This is a genomic window from Micromonospora arida (assembly GCF_003857035.1).
GTDB lineage: Bacteria > Actinomycetota > Actinomycetes > Mycobacteriales > Micromonosporaceae > Micromonospora > Micromonospora arida.
Genome location: NZ_QGSY01000313.1, coordinates 1 through 17,325, shown reverse-complemented (window position 1 = coordinate 17,325; position 17,325 = coordinate 1). Strand labels below are relative to the sequence as shown.

Here is a 17,325-nt window from a genome sequence, read left to right as displayed (position 1 = left end):
CAGCGGGTATCCGGTCGGTTGAGGCGGGACGCACACCCTGTGCGCCCACGGTGGGTGGGTGCGTGTGAGCGTCCTTATCCGGCTCGTTGCGGTGTGTGGTCGGCTAATTGTCGGAGTGTCAGTTCATCACCCCGACTAATGCGACAATTTGGCAACGGGTCTCCGACCGGCGCCGGGATTCGTGACTGCCGCGCTCGGTTACGCGTTGTAGGAGGTGAGGGGCTGATGACGGCGTTTGACCGTGATCTACCTGCTGTCCCGCGCCTTGACGAGCGCCCCCAGCAGGGCATACGTGACTCTGTGCGGTCCGATCATTACCGTAACGAGGTTGCGCAGCGTCACCGTCGGAGGTCTAGGCTGTCTGCTGTCCCCGATGATCCATCCATTCCTAGTGATCGAGAATTCGACGTGACGAGTGCGTTGACGCTGCCCACAGGCGGCCAGCTGGCGTCGTCCTGGCCGGAGACGCCACCGGGATCCCAGCCCCTGCCCCGCGAGCTGGACCACCTTCTCGCGCTCCGGGTACCGGGGCTGATCGCTACGCGCCGTCACCTCCACTCGCACCCGGAGCTTTCCGGCAACGAGTTCGAGACGGCCGCGCTGATCGCCCGGGAGCTGTCGCTGGCCGGGCTGAACCCGCGCCTGCTGCCCAAGGGCAACGGCGTGATCTGCGACGTCAACGGCAGACCGGACGGCCCGGTCGTGGCGCTGCGCGCCGACATCGACGCCCTACCGCTGGACGATCCCAAGGACGTCCCGTACCGGTCGACCGTGGAGGGCGTCTGCCACGCCTGCGGGCACGACGTGCACACCACGGTCCTGCTCGGCGTCGGCATGCTGCTGGCCCAGCTCGCCGACCTCGGTGAGCTGGACGGTCGAGTCCGGCTCATCTTCCAGCCGGCCGAGGAGATCCTGCCCTGCGGTTCGCTGGAGGTCATCGAGGCCGGCGGCCTGGACGACGTGGTGCAGATCTTCGCGCTGCACTGCGACCCGAACCTGCCGGTGGGCCAGGTCGGCCTGCGGGTCGGCCCGATCACCGCTGCCGCCGACAATGTCACCGTCCGACTCTCCGGCCCGGGCGGGCACACCGCCCGCCCACACCTGACCGTCGACATGGTCGACGCGCTCGGTCGGCTGATCACCGAGGTGCCGGCCCTGGTCAGTCGCCGGGTGCCGGCCAACAGCGGCCTGCTGCTGGTCTTCGGCCACGCCTCGGCCGGCACCCGCTACAACGTCATCCCGTCCGAGGCGAGCGCGTCCGGCACCCTCCGGGTGATGGACCGCGACACCTGGGAGCAGGCTCCCAAGATCGTCGCTCAGGTGGTGCGGGACGTGATCGCGCCGACCGGTGCCACCGTCGACCTGGAATACCTGCGCGGCAGACCGCCGGTGTGCAACGACGCCCGCGCCATCCAGGTGCTGACCGCCGCCACCGCCGCCGCCCTCGGCCCGGACGGGATCGCCGAGACACCGCAGAGCATGGGCGGCGAGGACTTCTCCTGGTACCTGGAGTACGTCCCCGGCGCCCTCGCCCGGCTCGGCGTGGGTCGCTCCGGCCCCAACGTCGACCTGCACCGGGCGAGCTTCGACGTGGACGAGCGGTCCATCGCGGTCGGCGTCCGCGTCATGGTGCAGACCGCGTTGCGGGCACTGGCGGCGGCGCGCTGACCGGCGCGACCGGAGCCGAGGGCTTGCGCCGTCGGCGCAGCACCACCAGCAGCGCCACCAGCGGTACGCCCAGCGCCACCAGCCAGGGCAGCAGTGCCCCGAGCACCGTGAGCAGGACGGTCATCGAGACGACAAACGCCTTCCAGCCGCCCCTGAGCCCGACCAGGAAGCCGGTCTCGGCCTTCTCCTCGGTCTCCTTCGCCGCCGGCCCGGCCAGCGACACGGTGATCGTGGAGAGGGCCGTCAGGTCGGCCAGGCGTCGCTTCTTGGCCTCCAGCGAGGCCAGGTCGGCCTCCCGTCGACCCAACTCGTTCTCCAGCGACACCAGGTCGGTGATCGAGGTGGCTCGGGACAGCAACCGGCGGGCGCTCTCCACCCGGGCCCGCTGACTGGTGATCCGGGCCTCCAGGTCGACCGTCTCCTCGGTGACGTCCTGAGTGTTGATCTCCCGGCTCTGCTGCCGACCGAGCTTCGCGATCTCCTCCACCACGCCGGTGAACTTCGCCGCCGGCACCCGCAACTCCAACTCCGCCACCGCGTCGGCGTCGGCGCTGTGCCGCTGGTCGCCGCCGACGAAGCCGCCGGCCTGGGTGGCCACGGCGGTGGCCTCGCGGGCGGCAGAGTCCACATCGTTCACCTGCACCCGCATCTTTCCGGTGTAGATGATCGCCCGCTGGTCGACCCGTAGGTCCGGTGCGCCGGCACCGGCCCCCTCCGGCGCGCCTGCGGCGGCGTCCCGGGCCACCTCGCCGCCGTTGGCGGCTGGCGCCTCGGCCGCCGTGCCCGCGTTGTCCCGCGCCCCGCTGTCGCCGGCACCGCACCCCGTCAGCGCCAGGGCCGCCGCCAGTGTCGTCGCCGCCAGCAGCGCATTGCGGCGTCTTCCCACCTGTCCGTCCATCCCCGCTCCCATCGTCGTCAACCGGTGTGGCGATAGCTCGGACGCGACGCGCACACCGGCTGGTTCCGGCAGACTGCGCTGAGGACGTCACGATTCGATAATCGAGGAGTCACGATGCGGCTCACCAAGTACGCCCACTCCTGCCTTCGGGTGGAACACGACGGGGGAGTGCTCGTCGTCGACCCCGGGGTGTTCAGCGACGCCGCGGCGGCGCTGGACGGTGCGGACGCGGTGCTGATCACCCACGAACACCCCGACCACCTCGACCTGGCAGCGGTGCGCCTCCAACTCGACCGACAGCCCTTCCCGATCCACGGGCCCGCCTCACTCGGCGAGACCCTGGGCGACGCGGCCGACGTGCTGCGCCCGGTCAGCGTCGGTGAGTCGTTCACCGCCGCCGGGGTCGCGGTGCGCGCGTACGGGGGGCGGCACGCCGTGATCCACCCCGACATCCCCGTGGTCGACAACCTCGGTTACCTGATCAACGACGTGGTCTACCACCCGGGAGACTCCCTGGTGGTGCCCGACGAGACACCCGTCGACACGCTCTTCGCACCGATCCACGCGCCCTGGTCCAAGTTCTCCGAGGTGGTCGACTTCATTCGCGCGGTCGCACCGCGGCGCGCGTACGCCCTGCACGACGCGTTGCTCAACGACAACGGGCTGGGCGTGCTCGACCGGCAGTACACCGCGATGTCCGGCACCGAATACCAGCGCCTGGAGCCCGGTAGCCGGGTGGACGTCTGACCCGATGCCCGGCCTCTCCGCGGAGCTGGTGCAGCAGCTCTACCGCACCCCACCGGACCGGTTCGTGGCCGCCCGGGATGCCGCTGTGGCCGAGGCCCGCCGGGCCGGCGACCCGACCACCGCCCGGCAACTGGCCCGACTGCGTCGACCGACGGTGGCCGCCTGGTTGGTGAACCTGCTCGCCATCCGACGCCCGGAACTGGTCGCCGATCTGGTGCAGCTCGCCGACGCTCTGCGAGTCGCCCAGCGGGAGTTGCGTGGGCCCCGACTGCGGGAGTTGTCCGCGCAGCGCCGGGCGGTGGTCGGCGCCCTGGTCGCCGAGGTTCGCAAGCTCGCCGCGGCCGAGCCGGACGCGCCACCGGCGAGCCGGCTGCCCCTGGCCGAGGTGGAGGCGACGCTGAACGCCGCGTTCTCCGACGTCGAGGTCGCCGAGCAGGTGCGGGCGGGCCGCCTGCTGCGGGCGGCCAGCTACGCCGGCTTCGGTGAGGTGCCGCGGCCGCAACTGCGGCTGGTCACCGGCGATGACGAGGAACGTGAGGAGGAACGCCCGGCCCGCCGACCCGGCCCCCAACGGGGCCGTCCCGAGGCGGCACCCCGTACGGACCGGGCGGCCGAGCAGGCCGAACGCGCCGCACAGCGGGCGGCCCGAGCCGAGCGGGCCCGGCAGCGCCGCGCCCTGGACCGGGAGTTGGCGAAGGCCCAGGCCGACCAGGAGCGGGCCGAGACCGAGCTGACCGAGGCGACCGGGCAGGAGCGCGACGGTGCGGCCGTACTCGATCGTCTTGAGGCCGAACTGGCCGAGCTGGAGCGGCAGCGCGCGGTCGCCGAGCAGGACCTCAGCCGGGCCAAGCTCGCCCGGCGTGCCGCCGAGCGGGCGGTCACCGTGGCCCGGCGGCGCGCCGGCGAGGTCGAGGCGGCGGTCGAGGCACTGGCGGCCGAAGAGGGGGATGCGGACGCGGGCGGTGGCGCGGCAGACTGACCATCGATGGACGACGACGAGTGTTCGGGCCGTACACGGCGAGTGGCCCCGGGTCGGGGCGTGGTCGTGGTCGCCGGGTCGGGTTGCCCGAGCGGGGCGGCGCGGTGACTCCGGAGCAGGTCGCGGCCGCCAGTAAGCCCGTCGTGCTCGACCTGGGCGACGCCTTCAGCCGGGACCCGACCACGTTGCGCCGGGCCCGACTGCTCGGCGTCTCCGGCTGGGCCTTCTACATCAGCGGCCGGGCCGGCGCGCTCGGCGGTGTGCGGGCCGAGACGGCCGCCGCCGCACTCGGGTTCATCGCCCCGGACGCGGTCGCCGACGGTTGGGACGCCGCCGCCCGGGTCGTTCCGCCGTTCGAGGTGGCCGCCGCGAGCCTCGCCGAATGCTGCCGGTGGGGGGCGCAGCAGCTCGGCCCCCTGCCCGGCACCGAGCGCCTGTCGGCGCTCGTCGAGCGGGCCGTGGTGGCGGCGGAGGCCAGTGGGATGCCGCTCTTCGCCGCGTGGCGGGCCATGCCGCTTCCGGATCTCTCGCCCGGGGCTCGCAGCGCCGCCGGGCTGCGGCTGCTCCGGGAACACTTCACCGGCGCCTACCTGCTGGCGGTACGTGCCGCCGGGATGACCCCGCTGGAGGCCGTGCTGGCCGGGCCGGAGGGCGAGGCCGGGGCGGTGGCCTGTGGCTGGCCGCCGCCGTACCCGCCGATCGGGCCGCTGGTGCGCCGCCGGCTCTGGGCGGAGGCGGCGACCAACCGGCTGGCCGCGCCGGCGTTCACGGCCCTCGGGCCCGCCGACGGCGCGGAGTTGGTGGAGTTGCTGCACCACACCCGGGCCGACCTCGGCTGAGCCTTTCGTCGGCCGAAAAATGGGCGGCGCCGCAGCCGAGCGGCTGCCAGGATGTCCTGCCGTGACCCTTCCCGCTGGTTGGACGACGCGCCGACCCACCCTCGACGACGTGCCGGCGATCCTCGCTGTGGTGCACGCCGCCGACACCTTCGCCATCGGCCATCCCGACTTCGACGCCGAGGACGTCGCGGCGTCGCTGACCGCCCCCCACTTCGACCCGACCCGGGACTCCTGGCTGGCCATCGACCCGGACGACACCGTTGTCGGCTGGGCGACGGTGGACAACCCGACCGGCGTGGGTCGGGAGTTCGTGGAGGTCTACGTCGATCCGGTACGGGCCGCCGTCGTCCGCGCGCCGTTGCTGCTCCGCCAACTGGACCGGGTCGCCGAGCGCGCTGCCGAGCGGGGGCTGCCGTCGCTCACCGTCCGCTGCGCGGTCTTCGCCCCGGAACGTGACTGGGAACACGCCCTGCGCGGGCTCGGGTTCACCCTCGTCAAGCGGTACGTCCGGATGAGCCGGCCGTTGGACGACCTGCCCGACGAGCCGGCCGGTCCATCGGCCGTCACGGTGCGGCCGGTCCGCCCGGACGACGAGGCCGACCTGGTGGAGTTCCACCGGATCTACGAGGCCGCCTTCGGCGACACCCCGGACCACGAGCCGCTGTCGTACGAGCGGTGGCGGGCCCGGATCGGCGACCTGACCGCCTGGGACGAGTGGTTCGTCGCCGAGGTGGACGGGGTGCCGGTCGGCGCGTTGCAGTCCTCCGACCAGGCGCTCGATCAGCAGTCGGGCTGGGTGAAGAGCCTGTCGGTGGTGTCCGCGTACCGGCGCAGGGGAGTGGGTGCGGCGTTGCTGCGCCGCGCCTTCGCCCGCTACGCCGAGAAGGGGCGACGGGCGGTCGGCCTGGGCGTCGACCTCACCAACCCGACCGCCCCGCTGTCGCTGTACCGGTCGGTGGGCCTGCGGGAGACCCAGTGGACCGACATGTACGAACTTGCCGTTCCGGCGGCCGGTGTGTGATTGACGACCCCGGTCCGGCCCGGCCGGTGCTCCGCTCGACAGCGGTAGCAGACTGGTGGGGTGCGATACGCGCTGCTACGGCGAGGCGGTGCCGGTGGGGCGGGCCCGCAACTCGGTGACGTAGTCGTCCGGGGCGCCCGCCTTCTCGGCGGCGTTCGCGATCTCCGACAGATACCACGAGGTCGGCAGGCCACCCTCGTACCCGTTGAAGACGTAGATCCACGCGGTCACGTCGCCGTCGAGGGTGGAGACCCGCACGTGCAGCTTGCGGTACGTGCCGGCGGTCACCCCCTCGATCTCGTCGAGTTGGCCCGCGTCGTAGGGGTGGATGTCGTAGAGCGCCACGAAGACCCGGTCACCGGGAGACTCGACCAGGGTGCTCACCGCACCCTCCCAGCCGATCACGTCCGCCCCGGCGAAGGTCAGCCGCCAGCCCTCCAGCCAGCCGGTGCCAACCATCGGCGAATGCGGACAGTAGGCGCGCATCCGGGCAGGGTCGAGATTTGAGCCGTAGGCGGCGTGATGACGCACGGCGATGACGATAGCCCGGCCGACGGGTGGGGGAGAATACGACAGTGCGTGTCGACTTCGCGCCGGAGAAGAAATCACCACACAAGCCGCCAGGATGCTCGGGCTTTCAGGGTGGAAGGAAATGGCGGACCCGCCTCAGCCATGATCATCTTTTTTGGTAAAATTTTCGCGTGAGGACGGCATATAAATGCCGGGCGTACCCGGCCCCGGGGCAGGTGGTGGTACTCAATCGCACCTTCGGGTGTGTGCGTGTCGTCTGGAACCGCACACTCGCCGCCCGCCACGCCCGCTGGCACGCCGAACACAAACCCACTTCGTACGCAGAGACGGACCGGGCGCTCACCGAAGCGAAGAAGCTTCTGGAACTGGCCTTCCTCAACGAGGTGTCGTCGGTGCCGTTGCAACAGACCCTGCGTCACCAACACACCGCCATGACCGCGTTCTTTCAAAAGCGGGCCAGGTATCCGCGCTACAAGTCTCGCCACGGACGGCAATCCGCCTCCTATACCCGGTCGGCGTTCCGCATGCGCGACGGGCAGCTCAGCTTGGGCAAGACCCCGGGGGTGCTCGCGTTCGTCTGGTCGTGGCCCGACATCGACGTGACTCAACTCGACCCGACGATGGTCACGGTTTCTCGCGAACCCGACGGCCGTTGGTTCGTGACCTTCGCCGTCGACGTCGAGGCACCCGCCGCGCCGGAGTCGACCGGCGACGTTGTCGGCGTTGACCTCGGCCTGGCTGACTTCGCGGTGCTCTCCACCGGGGAGCGCATTGCCCATCCCAAGCACATGGAGCGGCGGGAACGCCGCCTGAAGCGGTATCAGCGGATGATGGCACGCAAGGAGAAGGGCTCTGCGAACCGTGCCAAGGCTAAGCGGAAGGTCGCCCGAGCCCACTCTCGGGTGCGGGACGCGCGACGAGACTTCCTGCACAAGGCCAGCACCGATCTGGTGCGCCGGTTTGATGCCGTTGCGGTGGAAGACCTCGCCGTGGCTAACATGGTCCGTAACCGGAGCTTGGCGAAGGCGATCTCCCGTACAGGTTGGGCTGAGTTCCGGAGCATGTTGACCTACAAGGCGCACCGTGACGGACGTACCGTCGCGGTAGTCGATCGCTGGTATCCGAGCAGCAAAACCTGTTCGGTTTGCGGGAACCTGCTCGCAAAACTTTCTCTCGGCACGCGCCATTGGGCGTGTCCGGGCTGCGGCACCCGACATGATCGGGACGTCAACGCCGCTAGGAACATCATGCTCGCCGCCGGACTGGTGGAGAGTCGAAACGCCTGCGGAGCCGACGTCAGACGCGACGGGCAACCGTTCGCGCTGTCTGCGTTGAACCAGGAAATCCGACCCGCAAGGGTAGGAAATCCCGGCACTTAAGGCCGGGAGGATGTCAATGTGAGCATGGACGAAGGGCGAAAGCTGTGAGCCGGATCGTGATCATCGGCGGGGGGCCGGCCGGGTACGAGGCGGCACTGGTCGCCGCCCAGCTGGACGCCGATGTCACAGTGGTGGAGGCCGACGGTGCCGGCGGTGCCTGCGTGCTCTCCGACTGCGTACCGTCGAAGACCTTCATCGCCAGCTCGGGGGTGGTCACCGGCTACCGCGACACCGAGGAGTTCGGGGTGCACTCGGACGGCTTGGAGGCGGTCACCGTCGACGCGCGGGCGGTGCACGGGCGGGTCAAGCGGCTGGCCCTGGCGCAGTCCGCGGACATCCACGCCAAGCTGCTGAAGGCGGGGGTCACCTTCGTGGCCGGCACCGCCCGGCTCGGCGAGGACTCCCTCGGGCACACCCACCGGGTCGTCGTCACCCCCGCCGACGGCGGCGCGGAGTACTCGATCGACGCGTCCACCGTGCTGGTGGCCACCGGTTCGACGCCCCGTCAGCTGCCCACCGCCGTTCCGGACGGTGAGCGCATCCTGACCTGGCGACAGGTGTACGACCTACCGGAGCTGCCCGAGCACCTGATCGTGGTCGGGTCCGGTGTGACCGGCGCGGAGTTCGCCAGCGCGTACCTGGCGATGGGGGTCCAGGTGACCCTGGTCTCCAGCCGGGACCGGGTGATGCCGCACGAGGACGCCGACGCCGCCTCCGCCATCGAGCGGGTGTTCCGCAACCGGGGCATGGAGATCCTCAACAACTCCCGGGCCGACGCGGTGCGGCGTACCGCCGACGGCGTCGAGGTGGAGCTCTCCGACGGCCGCAAGGTGACCGGCTCACACGCGCTGATCACCGTCGGTTCCATCCCGAACACCGCGAACCTGGGTCTGACCGAGTACGGGGTGGAGCTGGGCCGGGGCGGCTACCTGACGGTCGACCGGGCCTCCCGGACCAACGTGCCCGGTATCTACGCCGCCGGCGACTGCACCGGCGTGCTGCTGCTGGCCAGCGTCGCCGCCATGCAGGGCCGGATCGCCATGTGGCACGCGCTCGGCGAGGCGGTCCGCCCGCTGCGGCTGCGTACCGTCGCGGCGAACGTCTTCACCGACCCGGAGCTGGCCACTGTGGGTGTCTCGCAGGACGAGGTGGACGCGGGCAAGGTGCCGGCCCGGCAGGTGATGCTGCCGCTGTCCGGCAACGCCCGGGCCAAGATGGACGACCTCTCCGACGGTTTCGTGAAGCTGTTCTGCCGTCCCGCCAGCGGCCAGGTGATCGGCGGTGTGGTGGTTGCTCCGAAGGCCAGCGAGCTGATCCTGCCCATCACCATGGCGGTGGAGAACAACCTCACGGTCAACGAGCTGGCCCAGACCATCACCATCTACCCGTCGCTGTCCGGCTCCATCACCGAGGCGGCCCGCCAGCTCATGCTGCACGAGTTGGAGTGACCCAACCGTTCTCGTCGATCATGGGCTCGTGGTGGCCGTTTCACGCTGCCACACCCCTTTTGTGAGGCACCACAACTCCATGATCGGCGTGTGCGGGCCGGGTCAGGCTCGTCGCTACCGTCACCAGGACCGCCACCTCGGCGAGGATCAGGAGACGTTCGGCCAGGCCGATGAGCATCCGGTCGCCGGGGTAGGCGGACCAGATCATCGCCGCCGCCAGGGCCAGGCTCAACAGGACCAGGGCGCGTAGCGTCCGGGCGGCGGGCGTCAGGTCGGGTCGCCGGGCGAGCAACCAACCGGCGACCGGCAACGCCAGGAAGGCGATCACCGACGCGTACCGGTGCAGGTAGGCGGCGGTGGTCATGGCGGTGCCCGGCTCGTTCGTCGGCACCACGGCGGCCAGCAGCAGCCCACCCACCCATGCGCCGAGCAGCAGCTCGACCGTTCGACCGGAGCGCGGCCGGGGTGGGCTGGCTCGGCGTAGTCCGTACAGCAACGCCACGGTGGCGAGCGCGAGCACCACCATGGCGATGTCGATGACGCCACCCCGGTCGGAGACCGCGAAGTCGCTGATGGTCAACGCCCAGGGGTTGAGGTCGTCGTTGACTTCGAGGTGGCCGATCACGGTGAGCAGCGCCGCCAGGGCGATCCCGACCAGGGCCAGTAGGCCGGTACTCCGGGTAACAGGCATGCCTCAGCCTGTCGCCGCAGGCACCCCAGCCGAATCCGGGACAGCCACCGAAATCGACCCCCGGGACCACCCCTAGAGGCCTGTTGCCAACCCGCCGCGATCTTGCATCTTCGGTTGTTCGTATGTGCGGCATGCCCCAATTGCCGGGACAGTAAGTGCAAGATCGCGGAGGCTGGGGCGCGACACTCAGTCGATGGGGACGTCGACTGCGGCGGCGGCGCGGGCGTGGCGGGCGCTGACCACTGTCATCGCCCACCCGGCCGCGGCGAAGCCGGCCGCCGCGGCGGTGGCGATGATGGCCAGCCGCCAGGCCGACTCGGTGAGTGCGGTGCCGCCCAGGTGCCCGACCAGCGCGCCGTAGGTGGCCCAGCCCAGCGCGGCGACGGCCTCGTAGAGCACGAACAGGCGGTACGGGTAGCGGCTACGCCCGGCTGAGAAGCAGGCCGCCATCCGACCGCCGGGCACGAACCGGCAGAGCAGGATGACCAGCGGCCCGGGTTGTCGCAGCCCCTGGGTGACCCGGCTGGCCACCCGGCGGGCACGGCTCAGCTCGGCGTGCCGGGGTGGCCGCCGGTCCGGTGCGCTGCGCCCGAGCAGGTAGCAGGCCAGGTCGCCGGCGAATACGCCGAGCGCGCCGACGGCGATGGTGACCGGCAGGCTGAGCCCGCCGTAGACGGTGAGCGCACCACTGGTGATCATGACGATCTGGGTGGGGATCACCGGCACGAAGGCGTCCGCGATCAGCAGCGCGAGCAGCACCAGGTACGCCCACGTCGGCGACGCGACGTCAGTCAGAAGTTCGGGCACGCCTGCCACCTCGCCGGATGCGGCCGATTGGGTGTCTTGAGCCTGACGTCGTGTCCGGCGTCACCGTGGACGGCCCCGGCCCGTCGTGACCGTCGACACGACTGGGCCACCCAGCTACAACGAGGCCGATCGCTGCCGGGTGACGGGTTCGGAGGCTGTTCCACCCGTTCGAGGCGGGCGGCAGAACGCCGTTCGTCGGCGTACCGTTGTCGGCGCGGCCACGCCCGTCGGGTCCCCCGTTCCTGACGATTCGGCCGCCAGGGCCGCCGGCGGGTCCCGCGCCGGCGGCCCACCCTTCCGCCGCAAATCCGGGTGCATCCCCGATCGTCGCGCGGGTACGGTCGCCGTATGCGCAGCGCGGTAGTGATGACCACGACGCCGGGTGTCCCCGGCGCGCCGCTCTGACGTAACCACCGTCGACCAGGCCCCGGGGCGATCCGCCCCCGAGGGCAGCGCGCCGTTCGGAGCTCAGGTCGCCTCCGGGTCGTACCCGATCCAGGAGCCCGACATGATCGACCACCGTAGGCTCGGCCGTGAGCTGGACCTCTTCGTCTCCGACCCGCTGGCCGGTGCCGGCCTGCCGATCTGGCTGCCGGCCGGCGCCGCCGCCCGGCACGCCGTCGAAGAGTACGTCCGGGAGTTGGAGCGCCGCTCCGGCCATCAGCACGTCTACTCGCCGCCTCTGGGCAAGCGGGAACTCTTCGAACTCTCCGGCCATCTCGGCTACTTCGCCGACGACATGTTCCCGCCGATGCGGCTGAGCGCCGACGACGAGTTCGTGCTCCGGCCGGCGCTCTGCCCGCACCACGCGTTGGTCTTCCGGGCGCGGGGCCGTTCCTACCGGGAGTTGCCGTTGCGGATCGCGGAGCTGGGCGGGATGTACCGCTCGGAGCGCTCCGGGGTGCTCGGCGGGCTGTCCCGGGTCCGCGCCATCTCGCTCAACGACGCGCACACCTTCTGCGCCCCCGAGCAGGTCGGCGCGGAGGTCGTCGAGATCCTCGGGCTGATCCGTGCCGCGCACGCCGCGCTCGGTGTCCGGCCGGCCGGGTTCCGGCTGTCGCTGCGCGGGCCGGGCGAGAAGTACGTCGGCGACGACGCCCAGTGGGCCCGCGCCGAGGAGTTGCTCCGGGAGGGGCTGGCCGGGGTGGAGTACGTCGAGGCGCCGGGGGAGGCTGCCTTCTACGGTCCGAAGATCGACATTCAGATCGTGGACGCCGCCGGCCGGGAGTCGACCATCTCCACCATCCAACTGGACTTCGACAAGCCGGAACGGTTCGACCTGTCGTACACCGACTCGGACGGCAGCCGTCGTCGGCCGGTCATGGTGCACCGCAGCCTGGTCGGCAGCATGGAGCGGCTGTTCGCGTACCTCATCGAGGTGCACGAGGGGGCGTTCCCGGCCTGGTACGCGCCCGTCCAGTTGGTGCTGCTGCCGGTCGGCGACGGCCAGGCCGACGCGGCGGCCGACCTGGCCCGACGGGCGGGCGACGCCGGCCTGCGGGTCGAGGTCGACCCCGCCGGCTCGCTGGGTGCCCGGGTCCGGGACGCGGCCCGCCGCCGCGTCCCGTATCTCGGGGTGTTGGGTGCCCGGGAGGTGGCCGACGGGCACCTCGCGTTGCGCCTGCGCGGCGGCCGCGCCCTGGCCCCGATGCCCGCCGACGCGGCTCTCGCCCTGATCGCCGGGCAGGTCGACGCCCGCGCGACCGACCTGCTGCCGTCGGACTGACACGCCCACCGATCGTCTCGCGCGCACGGCCGCCCGACCTCAGACCGACGCCGGTTGGGCGGCCGGTTCCTCGTCGACCACCGCGCCGGTGAACTGTGAGCGGTAGAGCCGGTGGTACGCGCCCTGGGCGGCGAGCAACTGCTCGTGGGTGCCCTGCTCGACGATCCGACCGTCCTCCATCATCAGGATCAGGTCTGCGTCGCGGATGGTGGAGAGCCGGTGCGCGATCACGAAGCTGGTCCGGTCCGAGCGCAGCGCGGCCATCGCCCGTTGCAGCAGCACCTCGGTGCGGGTGTCCACCGAGCTGGTGGCCTCGTCGAGGATCAGCAGTGACGGCTCGGCGAGGAACGCCCGCGCGATGGTGATGAGCTGCTTCTCGCCGGCGCTGACGTTGCTGCCCTCCTCGTCGATGACGGTGTCGTAGCCGTCGGGCAGGCTGCGCACGAACCGGTCCACGAAGGTGGCCCGGGCGGCGGCGAGGATCTCCTCCTCGGTCGCGTCCGGCCGCCCGTAGGCGATGTTGTCCCGGATGGTGCCGCCGAACAGCCAGGTGTCCTGGAGCACCATGCCGATCCGGCCGCGCAGGTCGTCGCGGCGCATCGTGGTGATGTCCACCCCGTCGAGCGTGATCCGGCCGGCGTCCAGTTCGTAGAACCGCATCACCAGGTTGACCAGGGTGGTCTTGCCGGCGCCGGTCGGGCCGACGATGGCCACGGTGTGTCCGGGCTCGGCGACCAGCGACAGGTCGTCGATCAGCGGCTTGTCCGGCTCGTAGCGGAACGAGACGTGCTCGAACTCGACCCGACCGTGCGGGTCGGTGACCCGGGCCGGCGCGACCGGGTCGGGGGTCTGCTCGTCAGCGTCGAGCACCGCGAAGACCCGCTCGGCCGAGGCCACCCCGGACTGGAGCAGGTTGGCCATCGAGGCGAGTTGGGTGAGCGGCTGGGTGAACTGGCGGGAGTACTGGATGAACGCCTGCACGTCACCGAGGCTCATCGTGCCGGAGGCGACCCGCAGCCCGCCGACCACGGCGATCGCCACGTAGCTCAGGTTTCCGATGAACATCATCGACGGCATGATGATCCCGGAGATGAACTGCGCCCCGAAGCTGGCCCGGAACAGCTCCTCGTTCTTCGCGTGGAACGCGGCCTCGACCTCACGCTGCCGGCCGAAGACCTTCACCAGCTCATGACCGGTGTACGCCTCCTCGATCTGGCCGTTCAACTCGCCGGTGTGCGTCCACTGGGCGATGAACTGCTTCTGCGAGCGCTTGGCGATGCGCTGGGTGACCAGCACCGACAACGGCACCGCGACCAGGGCCACCAGGGCCAGCACCGGCGAGATCCAGAACATCACGGCCAGCACGCCGACGACGGTCAGCAGCGAGGTCAGCAACTGGCTGAGGGTCTGCTGCAGGCTGGTGGAGATGTTGTCGATGTCGTTGGTGACCCGGCTGAGCAACTCACCGCGCGGCTGTCTGTCGAAGTAGGGCAGCGGCAGCCGGTTGAGCTTCTCCTCCACCTCGGCGCGCAGCCGCAGCACGGTGCGCTGGACCACCCCGTTGAGCAGCCAACCCTGCCACCAGGACAGCAGGCTCGCCGCGAGGTAGAGCCCGAGCGCCAACAGCAGCACCCGACTCAGGGCGCTGAAGTCGATGCCCACCCCGGGCACCACGTCCATCCTTGCCAGCATGTCGGCGAAGCTGTCGTTGCCGCTGGCCCGGGCCGCCGCGACGGCCTGCTCGGCGGTGGTGCCGGCGGGCAGTTGCCGACCGATCACCCCAGTGAAGATCAGGTCGGTGGCGTGGCCGAGGATCTTCGGCCCGGCCACGCTGAACCCGACACTCACCACGGCCAACGTGATGATCGCGGCCAGGTGCAGTCGGTGCGAGCGCAGCCGGCCGAGCAGCCGTCGGGCCGACGGCCCGAAGTTCATCGACTTCTCGGCGGGCATCCCGGCGCTCATCCACGCCGGGCCGCCGCCCTGACGGCCGGGCGGCAGCCGCTTCGGCGTCGGCGCGCCACTGCCGGCCTCCGGCGCGGATTCCCCGCCGGGTTGCTGCGCGGTCTCATCCGGCGTCCGTCCGTCGCCGGCCGGCTTCTGACTGGGTACGGCCGCGGTGCGCGGCTCGTCACGCTCGCTCATGCCGCCACCTCCGTCGTCTGCTGCGAGGCCACGATCTCGGCGTACGTCGGGCAGGTGTCCAACAACTCAGCATGTCGTCCCACTCCGACGACCCCTCCGTTCTCCAGGACGATGATCTGATCGGCGTCGATGATCGTGGAGACCCGTTGGGCCACGATCACCACCGCTGCCTGCGCGGTGACCGGCCGCAGGGCCGCTCGCAGCCGCGCGTCGGTGCCCAGGTCGAGCGCGGAGAACGAGTCGTCGAAGAGGTAGATCTCCGGTTGCCGGACCAGGGCCCGGGCGATGGCCAGGCGCTGCCGCTGCCCACCGGAGACGGTGGTGCCGCCCTGCGCGATCGGGGCGTCCAGCCCGCCGGGCATCTGGGCCACGAAGTCCCGGGCCTGGGCGATCTCCAGCGCCGTCCACAGCTCCTCGTCGGTGGCGTCCGGGTTGCCGTAGCGCAGGTTGCTGGCGACCGTCCCGGTGAACAGGTACGGCCGCTGCGGCACCAGGCCGATGCGTCGCCACAGCTCGTCCGGCGCCAACTCCCGCACGTCCACCCCGTCGACCAGCACCGCGCCGTCGGTGACGTCGACCAGGCGGGGGATCAGCGACAGCAGCGTCGTCTTGCCCGCGCCGGTGCTGCCGATGATCGCCGTGGTGGTGCCCGGGGTCGCCCGGAAGGAGATGTCGCGCAGCACCGGCTCCACCGCGCCCGGGTACTGGAAGCGCACCCCGCGCAGCTCCAACTCGGCTCGGGTGGGCAGCTCGGTGACCGGCGCGGCGGCCGGGACCACCGAGGAGTTGGTGTCCAGCACCTCGACGATCCGCTCGGCGCAGACCGCCGCCCTCGGCACCATCATCAGCATGAAGGTGGCCATCATGACCGCCATCAGGATCTGCATCAGGTACTGCAGGAACGCGGTGAGCGCGCCGACCTGGATCGCGCCGGCGTCCACCCGCTGCGCGCCGAACCAGAGCACCGCCACGCTGGAGACGTTCAGCACCAGCATGACCACCGGGAAGATCAACGCCAGCAACCGACCGGTACGCAGCGCGGTCGCGGTCAGGTCGGCGTTGGCGACGCCGAAGCGGTCCGTCTCGTACGGCTCTCGGACGAACGCACGGACCACCCGGATGCCGGTGATCTGCTCCCGCAGCACCCGGTTGACCGTGTCGATGCGGGTCTGCATCAGCCGGAAGCCCGGCACCATCCGACGGATGATCGCGCCGAGGGCGATGGCCAGCACCGGCACGCTGACCAGCATCAGCCAGGAGAGCCCGACGTCCTCACGCAACGCCATGAACACGCCGCCGACGCTCATGATCGGTGCGGCGACGAGCATCGTGCAGCTCATCAGCACGAGCATCTGCACCTGCTGCACGTCGTTGGTGTTGCGGGTGATCAGCGACGGCGCACCGAACCGGGCCACCTCGCGGGCGGAGAAGCGGTTGACGTGCCCGAACAGTTCGGCGCGTACGTCGCGGCCGAAGCCCATCGCGACCCGAGCGCCGAGGTAGACCGCCGCGATCGAGCAGACGATCTGGATGAGGCTGACCAGCAGCATCCAGCCGCCGGTGCGCACGATGTAATCGGTGTCGCCCCGGGCCACACCCTGGTCGATGATGTCCGCGTTGAGGCTGGGCAGGTAGAGCGAGGCCATGGTGCCCACGAACTGGAGCAGCACGACCGCCAGCAACGGTCTCTGATAGGTGCGCAGTTGGCCGCGCAGGAGTCGGATCAGCACGCCGGGTCCTTCGTTTCGGTAGGGCGTCCGGTCATCCGCGGGTCGTCTCCGCTGCCGATGACCTCAAGCAGGAACTCCCGGATCACCTGGGCCTTCGCCGGGTCGGCGTCGACCGAGGTGAGGGGCCGTCCGGAGTGCATGAGCGCGCCGAGCGCGGCCACCCGTTCCCGCCCGGCGGGGGTGATGGCGAGTCGGATGCTGCGTCGGTCGTTGTCGTCGCGCTGGCGCTCGACCAGACCGTCGCGCTCGAGCGTGTCGACGATGCCGGTCAGGGTCGCCGGCCGGACGAACCCCTTCTCGGCGACCGCCCGGTGCGGTAGCTCGCCGTGTCGGGCGAGCGTCAACAGGGTGATCATGCCGGCCTGGGTGAGGCCGTGCTCCTCGGCGAGGTAGCGGTTCCACCGCTGCCCGACCAGGTGCCCGGCCACCACCAGCAGCCGGCCGAGCGGCACGTCCTGGAGGGTCACGAGTTCCACGACACGTAGGTTAGCCCCCTGATAGTCAGGGGCCAAACGAAATTGCCGCAGCGGTGGCCACGAACACGATCTGCAGGGCGGTTCGCTGTGCGAGTGGGGTGACCGGGCGGCCGGCGAGGGTCAGTTTGCGGCGGGCGGCCGAGACGTTGGCCGGGAACATGGCGAGCATGAGCAGGCCGAGCCCGGCCGCTGCCACCCGCGCGGTCGCCGGCACCAGGAGGCCGACCGCGCCGGCCAGCT

The 17,325-nt window shown here is 71.1% G+C and carries 16 protein-coding genes; 8 read left to right on the top strand and 8 right to left on the bottom strand.

Annotated elements, in window-relative coordinates:
• The first annotated feature begins 408 nt into the window (after positions 1-408).
• Positions 409-1,668, top strand: coding sequence for an amidohydrolase (locus DLJ58_RS31220; RefSeq protein WP_124862023.1), 1,260 nt, complete (start codon positions 409-411; stop codon positions 1,666-1,668).
• Here DLJ58_RS31220 and DLJ58_RS31215 read toward each other — a convergent pair.
• Positions 1,625-2,587 (bottom strand): DUF4349 domain-containing protein, encoded by a 963-nt coding sequence (locus DLJ58_RS31215; RefSeq protein ID WP_124862020.1) that lies wholly within the window; start codon positions 2,585-2,587, stop codon positions 1,625-1,627. The two genes, DLJ58_RS31220 and DLJ58_RS31215, sit on opposite strands and share 44 nt — an antisense overlap.
• Positions 2,588-2,680: 93 nt before the next feature.
• On the opposite strand from DLJ58_RS31215, the gene DLJ58_RS31210 reads away from it, so the two are divergent.
• The 4 genes from DLJ58_RS31210 (at position 2,681) to DLJ58_RS31195 (ending at position 6,152) form a co-directional block, all read left to right on the top strand.
• The gene (locus DLJ58_RS31210; protein ID WP_124862017.1) at positions 2,681-3,313 is read left to right on the top strand and encodes an MBL fold metallo-hydrolase; all 633 of its coding nucleotides are present in this window, start codon (positions 2,681-2,683) and stop codon (positions 3,311-3,313) included.
• A 4-nt stretch (positions 3,314-3,317) separates the two neighbouring features.
• On the top strand, positions 3,318-4,292 hold the full coding sequence (locus DLJ58_RS31205) for a hypothetical protein (RefSeq protein ID WP_124862014.1): 975 nt from the start codon (positions 3,318-3,320) through the stop codon (positions 4,290-4,292).
• A gap of 104 nt (positions 4,293-4,396) precedes the next feature.
• Complete coding sequence (locus tag DLJ58_RS31200) at positions 4,397-5,131, top strand: SCO6745 family protein (protein WP_124862011.1); 735 nt, start codon at positions 4,397-4,399, stop codon at positions 5,129-5,131.
• Between the two features lie 61 nt (positions 5,132-5,192).
• Complete coding sequence (locus DLJ58_RS31195) at positions 5,193-6,152, top strand: GNAT family N-acetyltransferase (RefSeq protein ID WP_124862008.1); 960 nt, start codon at positions 5,193-5,195, stop codon at positions 6,150-6,152.
• Positions 6,153-6,227: 75 nt separating this feature from the next.
• Here the strand turns inward: DLJ58_RS31195 and DLJ58_RS31190 are convergent, their stop codons facing one another.
• Complete coding sequence (locus DLJ58_RS31190) at positions 6,228-6,683, bottom strand: gamma-glutamylcyclotransferase family protein (RefSeq protein WP_091394460.1); 456 nt, start codon at positions 6,681-6,683, stop codon at positions 6,228-6,230.
• A 170-nt stretch (positions 6,684-6,853) separates the two neighbouring features.
• Here DLJ58_RS31190 and DLJ58_RS31185 point away from each other — a divergent pair, with 170 nt between their 5' ends.
• Positions 6,854-8,062, top strand: coding sequence for an RNA-guided endonuclease InsQ/TnpB family protein (locus DLJ58_RS31185; protein WP_124862006.1), 1,209 nt, complete (start codon positions 6,854-6,856; stop codon positions 8,060-8,062).
• Between the two features lie 44 nt (positions 8,063-8,106).
• The gene (locus tag DLJ58_RS31180) at positions 8,107-9,510 is read left to right on the top strand and encodes an NAD(P)H-quinone dehydrogenase (RefSeq protein ID WP_124862003.1); all 1,404 of its coding nucleotides are present in this window, start codon (positions 8,107-8,109) and stop codon (positions 9,508-9,510) included.
• Between the two features lie 40 nt (positions 9,511-9,550).
• On the opposite strand, the gene DLJ58_RS31175 is transcribed toward DLJ58_RS31180, so the two are convergent.
• The gene (locus DLJ58_RS31175; protein ID WP_124862000.1) at positions 9,551-10,201 is read right to left on the bottom strand and encodes a DUF998 domain-containing protein; all 651 of its coding nucleotides are present in this window, start codon (positions 10,199-10,201) and stop codon (positions 9,551-9,553) included.
• 186 nt (positions 10,202-10,387) lie between these two features.
• Complete coding sequence (locus DLJ58_RS31170) at positions 10,388-11,008, bottom strand: DedA family protein (protein WP_124861997.1); 621 nt, start codon at positions 11,006-11,008, stop codon at positions 10,388-10,390.
• 508 nt (positions 11,009-11,516) lie between these two features.
• Here DLJ58_RS31170 and thrS point away from each other — a divergent pair.
• Positions 11,517-12,734: a threonine--tRNA ligase gene (gene thrS, locus DLJ58_RS31165; RefSeq protein WP_124861994.1), complete on the top strand. Its 1,218-nt coding sequence runs from the start codon at positions 11,517-11,519 to the stop codon at positions 12,732-12,734.
• A gap of 39 nt (positions 12,735-12,773) precedes the next feature.
• Here thrS and DLJ58_RS31160 read toward each other — a convergent pair whose 3' ends face one another.
• The 4 genes from DLJ58_RS31160 to DLJ58_RS31145 all read right to left on the bottom strand — a co-directional run.
• Positions 12,774-14,699, bottom strand: coding sequence for an ABC transporter ATP-binding protein (locus DLJ58_RS31160; RefSeq protein ID WP_225855328.1), 1,926 nt, complete (start codon positions 14,697-14,699; stop codon positions 12,774-12,776).
• 176 nt (positions 14,700-14,875) lie between these two features.
• On the bottom strand, positions 14,876-16,609 hold the full coding sequence (locus DLJ58_RS31155) for an ABC transporter ATP-binding protein (protein ID WP_124861991.1): 1,734 nt from the start codon (positions 16,607-16,609) through the stop codon (positions 14,876-14,878).
• Positions 16,603-17,085 carry a MarR family winged helix-turn-helix transcriptional regulator gene (locus DLJ58_RS31150; protein ID WP_124861988.1) on the bottom strand — a complete coding sequence of 161 codons (483 nt, stop codon included), beginning with the start codon at positions 17,083-17,085 and terminating at the stop codon, positions 16,603-16,605. The genes DLJ58_RS31155 and DLJ58_RS31150 overlap by 7 nt, the downstream gene beginning before the upstream one ends.
• 25 nt (positions 17,086-17,110) lie before the next feature.
• A partial coding sequence (locus DLJ58_RS31145; protein ID WP_482805584.1) for a DoxX family protein occupies positions 17,111-17,325 on the bottom strand: 215 nt, incomplete at its 5' end.

Bases quoted from the DNA above. Each gene is read 5' to 3' on its own strand.
- DLJ58_RS31205 (WP_124862014.1), top strand. From the start codon at position 3,318: ATGCCCGGCCTCTCCGCGGAGCTGGTGCAGCAGCTCTACCGCACCCCA.
- thrS (WP_124861994.1), top strand. From the start codon at position 11,517: ATGATCGACCACCGTAGGCTCGGCCGTGAGCTGGACCTCTTCGTCTCC.
- DLJ58_RS31210 (WP_124862017.1), top strand. From the start codon at position 2,681: ATGCGGCTCACCAAGTACGCCCACTCCTGCCTTCGGGTGGAACACGAC.
- DLJ58_RS31175 (WP_124862000.1), bottom strand. From the start codon at position 10,201: ATGCCTGTTACCCGGAGTACCGGCCTACTGGCCCTGGTCGGGATCGCC.
- DLJ58_RS31160 (WP_225855328.1), bottom strand. From the start codon at position 14,699: ATGAGCGCCGGGATGCCCGCCGAGAAGTCGATGAACTTCGGGCCGTCG.